At 68.7% G+C, this 18,046-nt stretch carries 13 protein-coding genes and 1 tRNA gene; 8 read left to right on the plus strand and 6 right to left on the minus strand.

Features of this window, described 5'->3' with window-relative positions; all coding sequences use genetic code 11:
* From G6031_RS13675 to G6031_RS13685, 3 genes are all read right to left on the minus strand, one after another.
* Window positions 1-1,694, minus strand: a 1,694-nt coding sequence (locus tag G6031_RS13675) for an MDR family MFS transporter (RefSeq protein WP_182653554.1), incomplete at its 3' end; no start/stop codon positions are given.
* Window positions 1,694-2,161 (minus strand): MarR family transcriptional regulator, encoded by a 468-nt coding sequence (locus tag G6031_RS13680; protein ID WP_182653555.1) that lies wholly within the window; start codon window positions 2,159-2,161, stop codon window positions 1,694-1,696. The genes G6031_RS13680 and G6031_RS13675, both read right to left, overlap by 1 nt.
* A 633-nt stretch (window positions 2,162-2,794) precedes the next feature.
* Window positions 2,795-2,868 (minus strand) — tRNA-Leu (locus tag G6031_RS13685).
* A 166-nt stretch (window positions 2,869-3,034) separates the two neighbouring features.
* Here G6031_RS13685 and polA point away from each other — a divergent pair.
* From polA to G6031_RS13705, 4 genes are all read left to right on the plus strand, one after another.
* The gene (gene polA / locus G6031_RS13690; protein WP_187702297.1) at window positions 3,035-5,731 is read left to right on the plus strand and encodes a DNA polymerase I; all 2,697 of its coding nucleotides are present in this window, start codon (window positions 3,035-3,037) and stop codon (window positions 5,729-5,731) included.
* Between the two features lie 113 nt (window positions 5,732-5,844).
* Window positions 5,845-6,747, plus strand: a complete 903-nt coding sequence (locus tag G6031_RS13695; RefSeq protein ID WP_179525156.1) for an ABC transporter substrate-binding protein — start codon at window positions 5,845-5,847, stop codon at window positions 6,745-6,747.
* Between the two features lie 11 nt (window positions 6,748-6,758).
* On the plus strand, window positions 6,759-7,739 hold the full coding sequence (locus G6031_RS13700; protein ID WP_095717232.1) for an amino acid ABC transporter permease: 981 nt from the start codon (window positions 6,759-6,761) through the stop codon (window positions 7,737-7,739).
* Window positions 7,736-8,497 (plus strand): amino acid ABC transporter ATP-binding protein, encoded by a 762-nt coding sequence (locus G6031_RS13705; protein ID WP_277817676.1) that lies wholly within the window; start codon window positions 7,736-7,738, stop codon window positions 8,495-8,497. The genes G6031_RS13700 and G6031_RS13705 overlap by 4 nt, the downstream gene beginning before the upstream one ends.
* A gap of 27 nt (window positions 8,498-8,524) precedes the next feature.
* Here the strand turns inward: G6031_RS13705 and G6031_RS13710 are convergent, their stop codons facing one another.
* Entirely contained in the window at window positions 8,525-9,379 is an 855-nt protein-coding gene (locus tag G6031_RS13710) for a class I SAM-dependent methyltransferase (protein ID WP_182616634.1), read from the minus strand.
* 43 nt (window positions 9,380-9,422) lie between these two features.
* On the opposite strand from G6031_RS13710, the gene rpsA reads away from it, so the two are divergent.
* Window positions 9,423-10,904 carry a 30S ribosomal protein S1 gene (rpsA, locus tag G6031_RS13715; RefSeq protein WP_095717229.1) on the plus strand — a complete coding sequence of 494 codons (1,482 nt, stop codon included), beginning with the start codon at window positions 9,423-9,425 and terminating at the stop codon, window positions 10,902-10,904.
* A 159-nt stretch (window positions 10,905-11,063) separates the two neighbouring features.
* A complete protein-coding gene (coaE, locus tag G6031_RS13720) occupies window positions 11,064-12,146 on the plus strand; it encodes a dephospho-CoA kinase (protein ID WP_182653557.1) in 1,083 nt (360 codons plus the stop codon).
* Between the two features lie 116 nt (window positions 12,147-12,262).
* Here the strand turns inward: coaE and G6031_RS13725 are convergent, their stop codons facing one another.
* Both G6031_RS13725 and G6031_RS13730 read right to left on the minus strand, forming a co-directional pair.
* Window positions 12,263-13,813, minus strand: a complete 1,551-nt coding sequence (locus G6031_RS13725; protein WP_182653558.1) for a DUF4185 domain-containing protein — start codon at window positions 13,811-13,813, stop codon at window positions 12,263-12,265.
* Window positions 13,813-15,231, minus strand: a complete 1,419-nt coding sequence (locus G6031_RS13730; RefSeq protein ID WP_182653559.1) for a DUF4185 domain-containing protein — start codon at window positions 15,229-15,231, stop codon at window positions 13,813-13,815. Before G6031_RS13730 ends, G6031_RS13725 begins: the two co-directional genes overlap by 1 nt.
* Window positions 15,232-15,351: 120 nt before the next feature.
* On the opposite strand from G6031_RS13730, the gene uvrB reads away from it, so the two are divergent.
* Both uvrB and G6031_RS13740 read left to right on the plus strand, forming a co-directional pair.
* Window positions 15,352-17,487, plus strand: coding sequence for an excinuclease ABC subunit UvrB (uvrB, locus tag G6031_RS13735; protein ID WP_095717225.1), 2,136 nt, complete (start codon window positions 15,352-15,354; stop codon window positions 17,485-17,487).
* A gap of 92 nt (window positions 17,488-17,579) precedes the next feature.
* Entirely contained in the window at window positions 17,580-18,029 is a 450-nt protein-coding gene (locus G6031_RS13740; protein ID WP_179525163.1) for a universal stress protein, read from the plus strand.
* Window positions 18,030-18,046 lie beyond the last annotated feature (17 nt).

Here is an 18,046-nt window from a genome sequence, read left to right on the forward strand (position 1 = left end):
GCCGCGGCGGCCTCGCGGGCGGCCTCGGCCTGGGCCGAGCCGGTCCGGAGCACGATCGGTGGCAGGAAGGCCAGGACCACCGAGGCGACGACGGCGAGGATTCCGGCGACCAGGTAGATCTCCGACATGCTCAGCGCGTAGCCCTGTTCGAAGGGGTGGGCCACCAGCTCGGGCAGGCGGTTGATGACGGACGAGTCCTTGGTGACCGTCTCGAGCGCGCCCGCGCCCGCGCCCGATGCCGGGTCGGCGAGGGCCTGCACGATCCCGAGAGCCTCCGGGTCCGCGCGCAGCGCCGGGTCGGCCAGGCCCTCCTGCACACCGCGGGCGAGGGTGCCGTCTGCGCCCGCCTGCTGCAGCTCGCTGGTGATGGAACCCCCGACCCGGCTGAAGAGGATCGACAGGAACACGGCCACCCCGGCGGTGCCGCCGAGCTGGCGGAAGAAGGTCGCGGACGCGGTGGCCACGCCGATCTCGCGAGGGCTCACAGCGTTCTGCACGATCAGGGTGAGCGGCTGCATGCAGTTGCCCAGGCCGATTCCCAGCACCAGCATGTAGGCCATGACCAGGGTCAGCGAGGTGTCGGCGTCGATGGTCCACAGCAGGAACAGCCCGACGGCCGAGATGGCGGTGCCGAGGATCGGGAACTCGCGTACCCGGCCGGTCTTGGAGATGAGCTGACCGGACACGATCGAGGCGCCCATCATGCCCGCCACCAGTGGCAGCATCATGAGGCCGGATTCCATGGGGTCGGCGCCGTGCACGATCTGCATGTACAGGGGCAGGGTCATCATCCCGCCGAACATGGCCATTCCCACGATCACCCCGCCGGCGGTGACGATCGCGAAGGTGCGGTCGCGGAACAGGCGCAGTGGGATGAGAGCCTGGTCGCCGGCCCGGGCCTCGACGATGAGGAACAGGCCGATCCCGGCCAGGCCCACGAGGTAGCAGGCGAGTGCGGTCGGGGACCCCCAGCCCCAGGAGTTGCCCTGCTCGGCCACCAGCAGAAGCGGTACCAGGCCGACGACGATGGTGGCCGCGCCCGCCCAGTCCACCCGGTGGTCCACGCGGACGTTCTTGACGTTGAGGGTGATCATCACGAGGGTCAGCGCGATGGCGCCGATGGGGACGTTGATGAGGAAGATCCAGCGCCAGCCGTCGATGCCGAAGATCGTCTCCACGCCGGCGAAGAAGCCGCCGACGACCGGTCCGATGACGGAGGACGAGGCGAACACCGCGAGCATGTAACCCTGGTACTTGGCACGGTCGCGCGGCGGGATGATGTCGCCGATGATCGCCAGGGAGAGCGACATCAGTGCGCCGGCGCCGAGTCCCTGGATCCCCCGGTACAGCGCGAGGGTGTACATCGAGTCGGCGAGCGTGCACAGCAGGGAGCCGAACACGAAGATCACGATGCCGATGACGAAGAACGGTTTGCGCCCGTAGATGTCCGAGAGCTTGCCGTACAGCGGTGTCGAGATGGTCGAGGTCATCAGGTAGGCGGTGGTCACCCACGCCTGCGCGTCCAGGCCCTGCAGATCGTCGGCGATGGTCCTGATGGCTGTCGACACGATGGTCTGGTCCAGGCTCGCGAGGAACATCGCGGACATGAGGCCGGCGAGGATGACCAGGATCTGGCGATGAGAGAACTCGCCGTCCTCACCGGCCTGGGTCGTGACGGGTGCGCGGTCGGTCATCAGTTCTCCTTGGCGGACGTGAGGGCGTCGATCTCCGCGCGCAGCGAGTCGGCGAGTCGGGTCAGTCCCTCGTCGAGCGAGGCAGCCTGTTCGGGAGTCCAGTCGGCGAGCACGCCGGCCATCCACTGGCCTCGTCCGGCGAAGACCCGGGTGACGAGGTCGCTTCCCTCGGAGGTGAGGGTGACGACGCTCGCACGCCCGTCATCGGGGTCGGGGACCTTGGCGACCAGGCCGAGGGTCTCGAGGTGACGTACCTGACGGCTCACCACCGAGATGTCGGTGTGGACGCGGTCGGCGAGGGCGGTGACCCGTCCGGGTTCGTCGTGGATCGCGAAGAGCAGGGGGTGGGTCGACGGCTCGAGCGACTCGTGGAGTCGCGGCGCGGACATGTTCAGTGCCCTGAGCATCTTGACCACCCGGGACAGGTCGACAGCCAGTTTCCCGCCCTGGTCGGCGTCTATCGCCACCGTGACCTCCTCGGCCTTCGATTAAATTGCTTGCTGCAAGCAAGTATAAGGGCGAATGTGGGACACGGCAACTACTGGTGGGGACGGATGTCTTCTGAGTGGTCAGTGGCGATACTCCGGTGGCGTCGTCGCCGCGCCAGCCGCGGAGGAGGGGGAGCGACCGAGTGATGTCGGACCAGAGCTGTATACCCAAGAACGCGACCATCTTGGTCGTGAGTCAGTCCCAGCCAATTCGAGGAGATCCCCGTGAGTGCCACCAGATTCGATCCCTACGAGCCCGACCTGTTGCCGGCTGCTGTCCGCGAATATCTCGAATCCCAACGGACCAGCACACGCGACCTGTCCGCGGACACTGTGTTCACGCCGGACGCGAGGGTGGTCGACGAGGACACGGAGTACCTCGGCTCGGCGGCGATCCGAGAGTGGTGGACCACGTCCGCCAGTCAGTACACCTACACGCTGGACTACATCGGTCAGGCGAGGCCGGTCGACGACACGTGGCTCGTGGCAGGCCAGCTGGAGGGCAACTTCCCCGGGGGAAGGCCGACCTCTGGTACCGGTTCCGCCTCGATGGGGACAAGATCTGCGACCTTCTCATCGAGCCGCCTCCCGCCGGGTAGGCGGGCGTCACCGTGCCCCCGGTCGGACTCGAACCGACACTGGACGGGTTTTGAATCCGTTGCCTCTGCCAATTGGGCTACGGGGGCGAACGCGGCGAGCCGCTGGTCGGAAAGTCTAACCGACGACCGGTGAGCGGCTGTCCGACGCCCGCCCTAGAGTGGCCGTGTGAGCACCACGAGCCAGACCGCCGAAGCCAGTTCCGCCGCCACCACCGCGTCCACCGACGCCGCCGAGGCACACGGGCCCACCCGTCTGTTGCTCCTCGACGGGCACTCGCTGGCCTTCCGCGCGTTCTACGCGCTTCCCGCGGAGAACTTCTCCACGGCCTCCGGGCAGCACACCAACGCGGTCTACGGATTCCTGTCGATGGTCGCCAACCTGGTCACCACCGAGGAGCCCACCCACCTGGCGGTGGCGTTCGACGTCTCCCGGGCGACCCTGCACCGGACGGCCGAGTACCCGGAGTACAAGTCGACGCGCTCGGCTGCCCCCGAGGAGTTCAAGGGGCAGGTCGAGCTGATCCAGGAGGCGCTGGTGGCTCTCGGGGTCCGCACCCTGTCCCTGGAGGGCCACGAGGCCGACGACATCATCGCGACCCTGGCCACCCAGGCGGCAGGGGCCGACACACTCATCTGCACGGGGGACCGCGACGCGCTGCAGCTGGTCTCCGACGCGGTGACCGTCCTCTACCCGGTCAAGGGAGTCTCGGAGCTCGCCCGCTTCACCCCCGAGGCGGTGGAGGCCAAATACGGGGTGACCCCCGCTCAGTACCCGGACGTCGCCGCGCTGCGGGGCGACACCTCCGACAACCTCCCCGGCGTGCCCAAGGTCGGCGACAAGACGGCGGCGAAGTGGATCGTCCAGTACGGCAGCCTGTCGGAACTGATCGCGCACGCGGACGAGGTCAAGGGCAAGGTGGGGGAGAGCTTCCGCGAGCACCTCCCGCAGGTGCAGCTCAACCGCCGCATCACCGAACTCACCCGGGACCTCGACCTCGGCGTCCAGCTGGATGAACTCACCAGGCGCCTGCCCGAACGGGCGGACGTCAACGCCCTGTTCGACCGGCTGGAGTTCGGTCCCCAGGCCCGCGACCGGTTCCTCTCCGCGTTCCTCCCGGAAGGCGCACCCGAGCCGGTGCCGGAGATCGAGATCGAGCAGGCCGCCGTCCTGCGGGCGGGCGAGGTCTCGGACTGGCTGGCGGCCCACGCGCCGGCCGGGAGTCGGCACGGCCTCATCGTCGTCGGTCCCTCACGACCGGGCGCGGGGGATGCACAGTCGGTCACCGTGGCCGCGGCGGGCGGAGCCTCCGGACATATCGACCTCGCACGGATCGGCCCCGCCGACGACCAGGCTCTACAGGCGTGGTTGGCCGACGACGCGGTGTCGAAGGCGGTACACGATGCCAAGGCCGCGACCCACGCGCTGATGGGCCGGGACCTCCGCCTGGGCGGTGTGACGCTGGATGTGGCACTCGCCGCCTATCTCGTCCGTCCCGGTCAGCGCAGCTACGGATTGGCGGAGTTGTTCCAGCGCCACCTGCAGCGTGAGCTCCCGGAGCCCGAGGCGGCGGAGAAACAACTGTCGCTGCTGGACGAGGTCGACGAGTCGGAGGCCGAGCAGCAGGCGGCCAACTCGGCGGCGACCCGCGCCCGGGCCGTGATCGACCTCGCCGAGCGCCTCGACGTGGAGCTGGAGCAGGTGCACGGTGCGCAGCTGCTCGCGGATATGGAACTGCCGCTCGTGCCGGTGCTCGCGCGGATGGAGTCGATCGGAATCGCGGTCGACTCGTCGGCCCTGGACGACCTCCGCGACGGGTTCGCCGACCGTGGGCGTGACGCGGCGGAGGCGGCCTACGCCGCGATCGGGGGCGAGCAGATCAACCTCGGTTCGCCCAAGCAGCTCCAGGTGGTGCTGTTCGACACCCTGGGCATGCCCAAGACCAAGAAGACCAAGACGGGGTACACCACCGACGCCAAGGCGCTGGAGGAGCTTCTCTCCAAAGAAACCGGGGACACCCCGGGACGGGCCTTCCTCGAGGCACTGCTGCTGCACCGCGAGGCGACCAAGATGCGCACCACCGTCGAGGGGTTAATCAAGTCCATCGGGGACGACGGGCGCATCCACACCACGTTCAACCAGACGGTCGCCGCGACCGGGCGGTTGTCCTCCACCGATCCGAACCTGCAGAACATCCCGGTCCGCACCGAGGACGGCCGACGGATCCGCAGGTCGTTCGTCGTGGGCGAGGGCTACGACTGCCTGCTCACGGCCGACTACAGCCAGATCGAGATGCGCGTGATGGCGCACCTGTCCGGTGACGAAGGACTGATCGAGGCGTTCCGGACCGGCGAGGACCTGCACTCCTTCGTCGGCTCCCGGGCGTTCGGGGTGCCGATCGACCAGGTCACCCCCGAGCTCCGGCGCAGGGTCAAGGCCATGAGCTACGGGCTCGCCTACGGGCTCAGCGCGTTCGGGTTGGCCGCGCAGCTCGGCATCAGCCAGACCGAGGCCCGCGAGCAGATGGACGCGTACTTCTCCCGCTTCGGGGGAGTCCGCGACTACCTGCACGCGGTGGTGGACCAGGCCCGACGTGACGGCTACACCGAGACGCTGTTCGGTCGTCGGCGCTACCTGCCCGAGCTCAACTCGGACAACCGGCTCAAGCGCGAGAACGCCGAGCGTGCGGCCCTCAACGCCCCGATCCAGGGCACCGCCGCGGACATCATCAAGGCGGCGATGCTCAAGGTGGACGCGGACCTCGACGAGCGGGGGCTGCAGAGTCGTCTGTTGCTCCAGGTCCATGACGAACTGGTGCTCGAGGTGGCGAAGGGCGAACTCGAGGAGGTCCGCGAGCTCGTCGTCGACCGGATGTACTCCGCCATCGAACTCAACGTCCCGCTGGACGTCTCCACGGGCACGGGGCCCGACTGGGACTCCGCGGCCCACTGAGTAACCAGTGGGTAACCACTGACGCCAAAAGCGGGCGGTGCGTTTTGTGGTGCTCGACGTATGCCCTAGGTTCATTGCAGATTCGGCTACCCGACGCCTGAAAGGGCACGCACATGACCCTCACCTCACGGCGCGGCCTCCGTGCCGCACTGGCACTGACCGCCACCGCGGCCCTCGCGCTCACCGGCTGCACCACCAACACCGAGGGTCCCGAGGACTCGGGAGAGCCGAGGCAGGAGGTCTCGCTCGAGACGGACGACGAGATCGCCGCCCTCGTACCGGCCGAGATCCGCGAGAAGGGCGTGCTGGTGATCGGCACCAACCCGCCGTACGCGCCCAACGAGTTCAAGAACGAGCGGGGCGAGATCGTCGGCTTCGACATCGACGTGATGACCGCCGCCGCCCAGCTCATGGGATTGCGTGCGGAGTTCCGCGAGTCCGACTTCGAGAAGATCATCCCCGCCATCGAGGGCGGCACCATGGACATGGGCGCCTCGTCGTTCACCGTCAACGACGAGCGGCTGCAGACCGTCGACTTCGTCACCTACTTCGAGGCCGGCATCCAGTGGGCATCGGCGGCGGGCACCGACGTCGACCCCGACGACGCGTGTGGCCTGAGCGTGGCGGTCCAGCGCACCACGGTCTCCGACCAGGAGGACGTGCCCGCCCGCAGCGAGGCGTGCGTCGCCGCCGGCAATCCCCCGATCGAGAAGGTCCAGTTCGATTCCCAGGACGAGGCCTCCACCGCCGTGGCGCTCGGCAAGGTCGACGCCATGTCCGCCGACTCGCCCATCTCGGCGTACGCCGTCAAGCAGTCCGAGGGCAAGATGCAGCTGGCCGGGGACGTCTTCGACTCCGCCCCCTACGGTTGGCCCGTGCGCAAGGGGTCCGAACTGGCCGCCGCGCTCGAGGCCGCAGCGGACAAGCTCATCGAGACCGGTGACTTCGAGAAGATCGCCCAGAACTGGGGCCTCGAGGACGGGTTGATCGACGACGCCGAGATCCGGAAGGGCTGAGTGACCGGTCGGTGAGCACCGCGCAGAACCGCGCCTCGGCCCCCCGAGACGCTCCTGACCCCATCGAGGCGGTGCCGCTCCGGCACCCGTGGCGGTGGGTGTCGGCGACCATCGTCCTGGTCCTGGTGTTCCTGTTCATCTGGGGCGCCGCGACCAACCCGGCCTACGGCTGGGGCACCTACGGCCGCTACCTGTTCGACACCCGGTTCGGCATGGCGGTGTTCTACACCATCGCGCTGACGGTGCTGTCGATGATCCTCGCCGTCATCCTGGGGGTCATCCTCTCGGTGATGCGGATGAGCAGCAACCCGGTGCTCAAGGCCGTGGCCTGGGTGTACCTGTGGATCTTCCGCGGAACACCCATCTACGTCCAGCTGCTGTTCTGGGGCCTGATCTTCACGCTGTACCGGCAGGTCCAGTTCGGTATCCCCTTCACCGACTTCCAGATCGTGCGCTTCGACGACACGATGGTGTTGTACTCGGCGTTCTGGCTGGCGGTGGTGGGTCTGGCCATGAACGAGGCCGCCTACATGGCCGAGATCGTGCGGGCGGGTATCTCGTCCGTTCCGGAGGGCCAGGCCGAGGCCTCCACCGCGCTCGGCATGTCGTGGGGACAGACGATGCGCCGGACGATCCTTCCGCAGGCCATGCGGGTGATCATCCCGCCGACCGGCAACGAGTTGATCTCGATGCTCAAGACCACCTCACTCGTCGTGGCCATCCCGTTCTCCGGCGAGCTCTACGGTCAGGCCCGCGACATCTCCGGGGTCAATTTCCAGCCGATCCCGCTGCTGCTGGTCGCGGCCACCTGGTACCTGGTGATCACCAGTGTGCTCATGGTGGGGCAGCACTTCCTCGAGAAGAAGTTCTCCCGCGGCGCCACCCGCCAGCTCACGGCGAAGCAGTTGCGGGCGCTGGCCGAGGCGGACGGCCTCACCCCCTCCGGGCTCGCCGCGGCCAGAGGGACCGACCAGTCGGGAGGAATGCCATGACTCCGATGGTCAGGGCCGAGCAGGTCTGCAAGAGCTTCGGCTCGCTGAGGGTGCTCAAGGGCATCGACATCGAGGTGGCCGCCGGAGAGGTGCTGTGCCTGGTCGGCCCGTCCGGGTCCGGCAAGTCCACCTTCCTCCGGTGCATCAACCACCTCGAGCGTGTCGATGCCGGTCGGTTGTACGTCGACGGCGACCTGGTGGGGTACCGGGAGAAGGGCGACAAGCTCTACGAGATCTCGCCCCGGCACGCGGCCAGGCAACGCCGGGACATCGGGATGGTGTTCCAGCACTTCAACCTGTTCCTGCACCGCACCGCCCTGGAGAACGTCATCGAGGCGCCCATGCTGGTCAAGGGCGAGTCGAGGGCCGAGGCCACGGAGCGGGCCAGGGTCCTGCTGGAGAAGGTCGGGCTCTCGGCGAAGGCGGACGCCTATCCGGCCCAGTTGTCCGGTGGTCAGCAGCAGCGGGTGGCGATCGCCCGCGCGCTGGCGATGGAACCCAAGCTCATGCTGTTCGATGAGCCCACCTCCGCGCTGGACCCCGAGCTGGTCGGTGAGGTCCTGGGCGTCATGCGGGATCTCGCGGACGCCGGGATGACCATGATCGTGGTCACCCACGAGATGGGCTTCGCCCGGGAGGTCGCCGACACGATCGCCTTCATGGACGACGGAGTCGTGGTCGAGGCCGGTCACCCGTCCGAGGTGCTCGGGGCGCCCCGGCACCAGCGGACGCAGGACTTCCTGTCCAAGATCCTGTAGCCGGCGCCACGGTCGTGTCGCCGGCGGTCAGGGGAGAGTGGCCACGAAGATCGCGGTGCCGGGGAAGATGCTGCCGCGCAGCGGGCTCCACTGCCCCCATTCACGGTCCAGCCATTCCGGCCATTCGGGCTCGATCAGGTCCCGGACCACGAACCCGGCACCGACCAGTTCCCGGATCCGGTCACCAGCCGTGCGGTGGTGCTCGACGTAGGTGAGGTCGCCCTCCTCGTCGTACTCGGTGTAGGGCGTGCGGTCGAAATACGGGAACGCGGCCACGAGTCCCTCGGGGCCCGGATCGTCACGGAAGATCCACCGCATCGGGTGGTTGACGGAGAAGACGAACCGTCCGCCGGGACGGAGCACCCGTGCCGCCTCCGCCATGACCCCGGCGGTGTCCGCCACGAAGGGGATCGCCCCGAACGCGGAGAACACGACGTCGAAACTGTCGGCGGCGAACGGCAGGCGGCCGGCATCGGCCTGGATCAGCGGCACCCGGGCCGCCGGACCCGTCGACCTGCCCGCCGCCTCGGCGCCCACGCGGAGCATCCCGGCGGAGAGGTCGACGGCGACGGCGCGGGCCCCGCGGCCGGCGATCCACCGTGAGCACGGCGCGGAACCGCAGCCGATCTCCAGGACGTCGCGGCCCGCGACGTCACCGAGGAGAGCCCAGTCGCCCTCGTGGAGTCCCTCGGGGCACCACACGAACTCCCCGTCGGGGGAGTGGGCACCGAGGAAGTCGCCGTGTTCGTCGTGGTACTCGACCGCTTCGGTGTCCCACCACGTGCGGGAGGCGCGGACGGACTCGCCGTGGTCGGGGGGGTTTGTGGACGTCACGCTGGCAGAGTACAGTTGACCGTCGCGTGCGTACACGCTCGCGAACATCTGTCCACCTACGATTCCTATCCACTCCGGAGCACCCCACCCTATGACCACCAAAACCACCTCGCCGCAGGTAGCCGTCAACGACATCGGCTCCGCGGAGGACTTCCTCGCCGCCATCGACGCCACGATCAAGTACTTCAACGATGGCGACATCGTCGAGGGCACGATCGTCAAGGTCGACCGCGACGAGGTCCTGCTCGACATCGGATACAAGACCGAGGGTGTCATCCCCTCGCGCGAACTTTCCATCAAGCACGATGTCGACCCCGGTGAGGTCGTCGAGGTGGGCGACGAGGTCGAGGCCCTGGTCCTGACCAAGGAGGACAAGGACGGCCGTCTGATCCTGTCCAAGAAGCGCGCCCAGTACGAGCGCGCCTGGGGCACGATCGAGGAGCTCAAGGAGAAGGACGAGGCCGTCAAGGGCACCGTCATCGAGGTCGTCAAGGGTGGCCTGATCCTCGACATCGGCCTCCGTGGCTTCCTCCCCGCCTCCCTGGTGGAGATGCGCCGCGTCCGCGACCTCCTCCCCTACGTGGGGCAGGAGCTCGAGGCCAAGATCATCGAGCTGGACAAGAACCGCAACAACGTCGTGCTCTCGCGTCGTGCATGGCTCGAGCAGACCCAGTCCGCGGTCCGCTCCGAGTTCCTGCACCAGCTGCAGAAGGGCCAGGTCCGCAAGGGCGTCGTGTCCTCGATCGTCAACTTCGGTGCGTTCGTCGACCTCGGCGGAGTCGACGGTCTCGTCCACGTGTCCGAGCTGTCCTGGAAGCACATCGATCACCCGTCCGAGGTCGTCGAGGTGGGCCAGGAGGTCACCGTCGAGGTCCTCGACGTCGACCTGGACCGCGAGCGCGTCTCGCTGTCGCTCAAGGCCACCCAGGAGGATCCGTGGCGGCACTTCGCCCGGACCCACGCGATCGGTCAGATCGTGCCGGGCAAGGTCACCAAGCTCGTCCCGTTCGGCGCGTTCGTGCGTGTCGACGAGGGCATCGAGGGCCTCGTCCACATCTCCGAGCTGGCCGAGCGCCACGTCGAGGTCCCGGACCAGGTCGTCACGGTCAACGACGACGCCATGGTCAAGGTCATCGACATCGATCTCGACCGTCGCCGTATCTCGCTCTCGCTCAAGCAGGCGGACGAGGACTACACGGAGGAGTTCGACCCGTCGAAGTACGGCATGGCCGACAGCTACGACGAGGCGGGCAACTACATCTTCCCCGAGGGCTTCGATCCCGAGACCAACGAATGGCTCGAGGGCTTCGAGAAGCAGCGTGAGGAGTGGGAGAACCGCTACGCGGAGGCCGAGCGTCGTCACAAGATGCACACCGGTCAGATCGAGAAGGGTCGCGCCGCTGCCGCGGAGGCCGCGGAGGCCGCGCCGACCAACTACTCGTCCGAGTCCGCCCCGTCGTCGTCCCGTCCCGCTGCTGCGGAGACCAGCAGCCCGGCCGAGTCGACCGGTGGTTCGCTGGCGTCCGACGAGCAGCTGGCCGCCCTGCGGGCGAAGCTCGCCGGCGGTGAGTGACCTCGCGGTCTGACGGCGCCACGGGCGCCTGACGGCCCGGACCACGGCCCCGGACGGTCGTCCCACCACGGTGGGTCGCCGACCGGGGCCGTGGTCTATTTGTGCCGGGGGAGATGCCACGGCGGCCGGGGCAGACCCCGGTCACCTAGACTTCGACCCATGCTGATGGTGGGTCTGACCGGTGGAATCGGAGCCGGCAAGTCGACGGTGACGGCAGTGCTCGCGGAGGCCGGTGCGGTCATCGTCGACGCGGACCGGATCGCGAGGGAGATCGTCGAACCGGGCACCCCGGGTCTGGCGATGCTCGTCGCCGAGTTCGGCGACGACATCGTGGGGCCGGACGGCGCTCTCGATCGGGCCGCGCTCGCCGCTCGTGCCTTCGTCGACGCGGAGCGGACCGCCGCACTCAACGCGATCACCCATCCGCTGATCGGGGAGCGCACTGCCGAACTCTTCGGTTCGGCGCCCGAGGACGCGATCGTCGTCCACGACATGCCCCTGTTGGTGGAGGGCGGGATGACTCCCGCCTACCACCTGGTGATCGTGGTGGACACCCCGGCGGAGATCCGACTCCGGCGACTGGTGGAGCAGCGGGGTATGCCGGAGGACGACGCCCGCGCGCGTATGTCCCGTCAGGCGACGGACGAGGCCCGTCGGGCGGAAGCCGATGTCCTGATCGACAACTCCGGCGACCGCGAACCGGTTCGGGAGATCGTCCGGATGCTCGTCGAGCTACGGTTGCGGCCCTTCGAGCACAACCTGCGGACGGGCACACCTGTGGTGGGGGACCGGACAGTGGTGCCGTTCCGGCCGGAATGGGCGGCGGAGGCGGCGAGGGCGACGGCGAGGTTGCGTCACGTGCTGGGGGACGTCGCGACCCGCATCGATCACGTGGGCCCCACCGCGGTCGACGGTCTCGATGCGCCGGACATCGTGGACCTGCAGGTGACGGTGCCCAACGAGGCGACCGTGGAGCGTGCGCTGGCGCTCCTGACCGGAGCGGGATACGTCCGTGACCGCTCCGCCGAACGTCCTCTCCTGCACTGGTGTGACCCCGCCCGGCCGCTCGAGGTGTCGATCCTCGCCGAGGACGATCCGGAACACGAGTTCGCCCTGCTGATAGCCGAGGCCATCGGATCGGATCCGAGCGCGCGGGTGGAGTACTCGGAGATCCTCCGCCGGGCCGACCGCGAGGAGACCCGGGAGTGGGAGCGGACCCTCTGTGAGGCGTCGGACAGCTGAGGGGTCACCTCGACGCGGTCACCTCGCCCTGCTCACCCCACAGTGGTCACCCCGCTGAGCTCACCTGACAGTGGTCACTCCGCTGAGCTCACCCGACTATGGTCACTCCGCCGCGGTCACTCCGTCGGGACCGCGCCGCCGACGAGCTCGGACACCGGCACGTGCCTGATCACCTCGGTGGCCGGGGGCCCGGCGGGGGCCGCGGCCCTGCGGAGTGCGGGCGGGAAGACCTCGGACAGGCTGGTGCGCACGAGGAACACGTTGTAGGCATTCCAGGTGGTGACCAGGTAGTACAGATCCTCGCCCTGGGCCCACGGGTGCATGAACGCGCCGTAGACGCCGGGGAGCACGGAGTAGTCCACCAGGACGGTGGGCCCGGTCCAGGGGCCCTCCGGGCGGTCCGCGGTGCGCAGCACGACCGAGTTGTAGCCCTGGGAGTACATCGCGGTGTACTTGCCCAGGTAGTCGTTCCACATCACGGAGAGCTCGCTGGCCGGACGGGGCAACACCGGCTCGGCGTCCGACGGGTCGGCCACCCAGTCCGTGCCGTCCCAGTAGCGGTAGGCGGCCGGATCGAGGAGTCCCGCGGTCGGCGGTGCCCCGCCGGCTGCGTCGAGGTCCTCCGCCGACGGGGACCCTGCGAGCGGTACGCGGGCGAGGATCGCGGAGCCCTGCCGCCCTGACGGCGTCAGGTACTCGTAGAGGTACTCTCCGGTCCTGAGGTAGGAGCTCATCTGCGAGTCCCGCCAGACGGGGTCCACGGGGGGTGCGCCGTCGCCGACCGGGACCGCGGAGGTGATCGGCCGTGCCAGGGCGGGCACGACGGCCCAGTTCTCGCCGTTGTCCGTCGAATAGGCCAACCCCGAGTAGTTGGTGGTCCACGACCCCGGTTGGCCCCAGTGGGCGACCGACATGAAGCGCAGGTACTGGACTCCCTCGACCGCGATCCCCGCGGTCGGGATGATCGTGACCTCCCCGGGTAGTCCCGACCGGGGAACGATGGACTTGGCCAGGCCGTCGGGACCGGTGGCCGCGGAGTCGATCCGCACTCCGTCGCCGAGGTCGGTGTCACCCGACCGGAACAGGACGTTCGACCGCCACTGGCTCCCGGGGACGGTGCAGTCACCCATCGTGTCCCCGAAGGCCATGAGGATCTCCGGTTCGGTGGCGTGCCCGTTGTCCCACATGATGCCCAGATCGGTTCCGGCCACCCCGTAGCGGCTGATCGACTCGGTGGGACTCGTGGGCCCCGTGACGAGCTGGAGGAACCGGGTGGGGCCGCGGAGGACGGGGACGGTGCCCTCCTCTCCGGTGATCCAGGGGGGCATCCCGTAGACGGACCCTGTGACCGTGTTCAGGGAGCCGGAGAGCCCGTTGCCCAGGGACCCGGTCTCGAGTTGCTGGACGAGTGACCCCGAGCGGTCCGCCGAGCCCATGGCCCGCGAGGCCGATCCGAGTGGACCGGCGGACGCCGAGCCGGTGGACCCCAGCGAACCGCCCGCCATGCCGGCGCCGGTCTGGTTCTCCAGCAGAGAGCCGAAGTTGCCGAACATGACGCTGCACGGGCCGGCCGTGGCGGTGCCGGCCCCGATGCCGGCGAGCGTGGTGACGGACGCAGAGACGGCGACGAGTGCCGCGGCGGCCAGTCGCGGCAGCGCCCGGCTCATCAGGCCCTCGGGATGGGGAGACGGTCGACGAGAACGGTCTCACCGGTCTCGGCCGGATCCGGGGTGTCGCGGGTCCAGCTGTCGTCCGCGACGCGCATCCGGGTGGTGGCGCCCGGCAGGGTCCGCGCGGGGATCTGGTTCAGGTCGGTCTTCATGAGGAAGACGTTGTAGGCGTCCCAGGTGGATATGGTGAAGTACAGGTCGGACCCGACCGTCTCGACCGCCGGGCTCCACGGGTGGATGAAGGCCCCGTACAGGGTGGGCACGTGCCGGTACGACAGGAGGATGTCCTCTCCGGACCAGGGCCCCTCGGGTGTCGCGGCCTGCCGCATCACGATGTCGTTGTTGCCGTTGGTGTACAGGGCGATGAAGCGGCCCAGCCGGGCGCTCCACGAGACGGACAGTTCGCTCACGCGGGGAGGGATCACGGTCGCCGCGGAGCGGTGGTCGCGGCCCCACCCCGCCCCGTTCCAGAACTCGTAGGCGGACATGTCCCGGATCGAGCGCTCCGGCACGCGGGCGAGTGTCACCGCGCCGCTGCGGCCCGACGGGGTCAGGTATTCGTAGACGAAGCCGTCGTGCTTGAGGAACGCGCTCATCTGACCGGCGGTGTGGGTCGTGAACGGGGCCCCGAGGTTCGCCGGTATGAGCCGCGCGCTCCCGGTCCCGGTGCGGGCGGTGCCCGCCACCGGGGTCCAGTTCTCCCCGTTGTCCCCCGAGGCCGCGAGGGCCGAGTAGTTGGTGACCCACTCTCCGGGGTCGCCCCAGCTGGCGACGGACATGTACCGGAGGTACTGCGTACCGTCCACCTCCACACCGGCGGTCGGGATGACGGTCACCTCGCCGGGCAGGTTCGAGCGGGGGAGGATGGACTTGGCCAGACCGGCCCGCTCCATCGGCGCGTCGTCGATCCGCATCCCGTTCGACAGCGTGCGGTCGGAGGAGCGGAACAGGATGTTGCTGCGCCACTGGGTGCCGGGCAGCCGGCAGTCGCCCATCGTGTCACCCAGGGCCATCATGATCTGCGGGTTCGAGGCGTTCCCGTTCTCCCACAGGATGCCCAGGTCGGTGCCGGAGATGCCGAATCGTTCGACGGTCCTGTTGGGGCTCGTGGGTCCCGTGAGCAGCTCCACCGTCGTGGTGCGGCCCTGGAGGACGGGGATGTAGCCACTCGCCCCGTTCGCCCACGGGGTCGCCGGGGTCGCGACCGGTGTGGCGGCGGATCCGGAGAGGGAGCCCGATCCGCCGATCCCGCCGGTCCCACCGGCCGGAGGCCACGGGTCACACGGTGCGGCCGCCGCGACGGGTGACAGCACCGACAACGCGCCGATCGCGAGTGCGGCGACCGTGCCCGCCGCGAGGGGTGAGGGTGTCCGCCGGGAAAGACGGGGACGACGACGAGGGGTGTTCCGGGACACGGCTTCTCCAGACGAGGGCAGCGAGTTGAGGGGAGCTCCAGTGCAGAGTAATAGCAACCTGAGGCGCCGGAGGTCTTTCGTCGAGAGGCGGGGGTGCGCGACGACTCGTAAGCTGGCGGTATGGCTTTCGCGACCGAGATCCCCGACGACGGGATCCCCGCAGACCCGACCGTCCTCTCCTATTCCGAGTTCCGTCCCATCGGGGATGTCGAGCGCACCACCGACCGGTTCGAGGTGGTCAGCGAGTTCGTCCCGTCCGGGGACCAGCCGACGGCGATCGCCGAGCTCACCGAGCGGCTGGGGCGGGGAGAGCGGGACATCGTGCTGCTCGGGGCCACCGGTACCGGTAAGTCCGCCACGACGGCCTGGCTCATCGAGCAGGTCCAACGGCCGACCCTGGTGATGGCCCCCAACAAGACCCTCGCCGCGCAGTTGGCCAACGAGTTGCGGGAGATGCTCCCCAACAACGCCGTCGAGTACTTCGTCTCCTACTACGACTACTACCAACCCGAGGCGTACATCGCCCAGACGGACACCTTCATCGAGAAGGACTCGTCCATCAACGACGACGTGGAGCGGCTCCGGCACTCCGCGACGTCGTCGTTGCTGTCGAGGCGCGACGTCGTCGTCGTCAGTTCGGTCTCGTGCATCTACGGTCTGGGCACACCACAGTCCTACCTGGACAGGTCCGTCTCCCTGGCCGTCGGCCAGGAAGTCGAACGCGACCGGTTGCTGCGGTTGCTGGTGGACGTGCAGTACGAGCGCAACGACGTCTCGATGACACGCGGGACGTTCCGCGCCAAGGGTGACACGGTCGACATCATCCCCACCTACGAGGAGCTCGCCGTGCGCATCGAGTTCTTCGGTGACGAGGTCGACGCCCTCTACTACATCCATCCCCTGACCGGAGACGTCGTCCGGAAGGTCGACGAGGTACGAATCTTCCCCGCGACGCACTACGTCGCCGGACCCGACCGCATGGCCAGGGCCATCGCCTCGATCGAGGAGGAACTGGAGGTGCGGCTAGCGGAGCTGGAGAACCAGGGCAAACTCCTGGAGGCCCAACGACTGCGGATGCGCACCTCGTACGACATCGAGATGATGCAGCAGGTCGGATTCTGTTCCGGCATCGAGAACTACTCGCGGCACATCGACGGTCGCGCAGCGGGCAGCTCCCCGGCCACGTTGATCGACTACTTCCCCGAGGACTTCCTCACGGTCATCGACGAGTCCCATGTGACCGTTCCCCAGATCGGCGCGATGTTCGAGGGCGACGCCTCCCGCAAGCGCAATCTCGTGGACTTCGGTTTCCGGCTCCCGTCAGCGCTCGACAACCGACCGCTCACCTGGGAGGAGTTCTCCGACCGGGTCGGTCAGACCGTGTACCTGTCGGCCACCCCCGGCGCATACGAGATGGGACGGACGGGGGGCGAGTTCGTCGAACAGGTCATCCGTCCCACCGGGCTGGTGGACCCGAAGATCGTCGTCAAGCCCACCAAGGGGCAGATCGACGATCTCCTCGGTGAGATCCGCGCCCGGGCCGATCGCGACGAGCGGGTGCTGGTGACCACCCTGACCAAGAAGATGTCCGAGGACCTCACGGACTACCTGCTGGAACTCGGTGTGCGTGTGCGCTACCTGCACTCGGAGATCGACACCCTGCAGCGGGTGGAGCTGCTCCGCGACCTGCGACGCGGCGAGTACGACGTCCTGGTGGGCATCAACCTGCTCCGGGAGGGACTCGACCTCCCCGAGGTCTCGCTGGTGGCGATCCTCGACGCCGACAAGCAGGGTTTCCTCCGGTCGGCCACCTCGCTCATCCAGACCATCGGCCGTGCGGCCCGCAACGTCTCCGGCGAGGTCCACATGTACGCGGACTCCGTCACCGAGGCGATGCGACAGGCCATCGAGGAGACCGACCGTCGACGCGAGAAGCAGGTCGCGTACAACACCGAGCACGGCATCGACCCGCAGCCCCTGCGGCGCAAGATCGCCGACATCCTCGACAGGGTCGGGGAGGACAAGGACGGGGAGTCGTCCTCCGATCCGCGGGACCGCCCCGAGCTCGTGGGTGCACGGGCGGCGGGGGAGTCGGCGCGGCCACGGAAGGAACTCGAGAAACTCATCGGGGAGATGACCGAGCAGATGATGTCGGCGGCAACGGACCTACGGTTCGAGTTGGCGGGACGGCTCCGGGACGAGATCGCCGAGCTGCGCAAAGAGCTCAAGGGGATGCGCGAGGCGGGAATCGACTGACCCGTCACTGTGACGTCGCGCGCTTACCGGGCACGGCGGGGACCCACGCGCACTACGCTGGGTAGAACTTGTTGCCGACGAGAGGAAGAGAATTGAGCGCCTACAAGAAGGTGGTCGTGGGTACGGACGGCTCGGAGTCGTCCTACCGGGCCGTCGATCGTGCCGCGTCGCTTGCCGCCGACGAGTCCGCGACCCTCGTGATCGCCTGCGCCTACGTGCCCGCCGATCCGCGTTCGGTCAGCCAGGCCGCCGATCAGCTGGGCGACGACGCCTATCAGATCCGCGGTGACAACCCGGCCGAGGACATCGTCCGGACCGCCAAGGACCGGGCGGTCGCCGCAGGGGCGTCGACGGTCGAGGCGCGCACCGTCAAGGGCGCGCCGGTCGAATCGCTCATCAAGCTGGCCGACGAGGTGGACGCGGATCTGCTCGTCGTGGGGAACAAGGGCCTCAACTCGCTGACCGGCCGGCTCCTGGGGTCGGTGCCCGCGGATGCGGCCCGCCGGGCCGTCTGCGACGTGCTCATCGTCCACACGACCTGAGCCGGCGGGCGACCCGG

This window comes from Dietzia sp. CQ4, assembly GCF_014145125.1.
In the GTDB taxonomy this organism is placed as follows: domain Bacteria; phylum Actinomycetota; class Actinomycetes; order Mycobacteriales; family Mycobacteriaceae; genus Dietzia; species Dietzia natronolimnaea.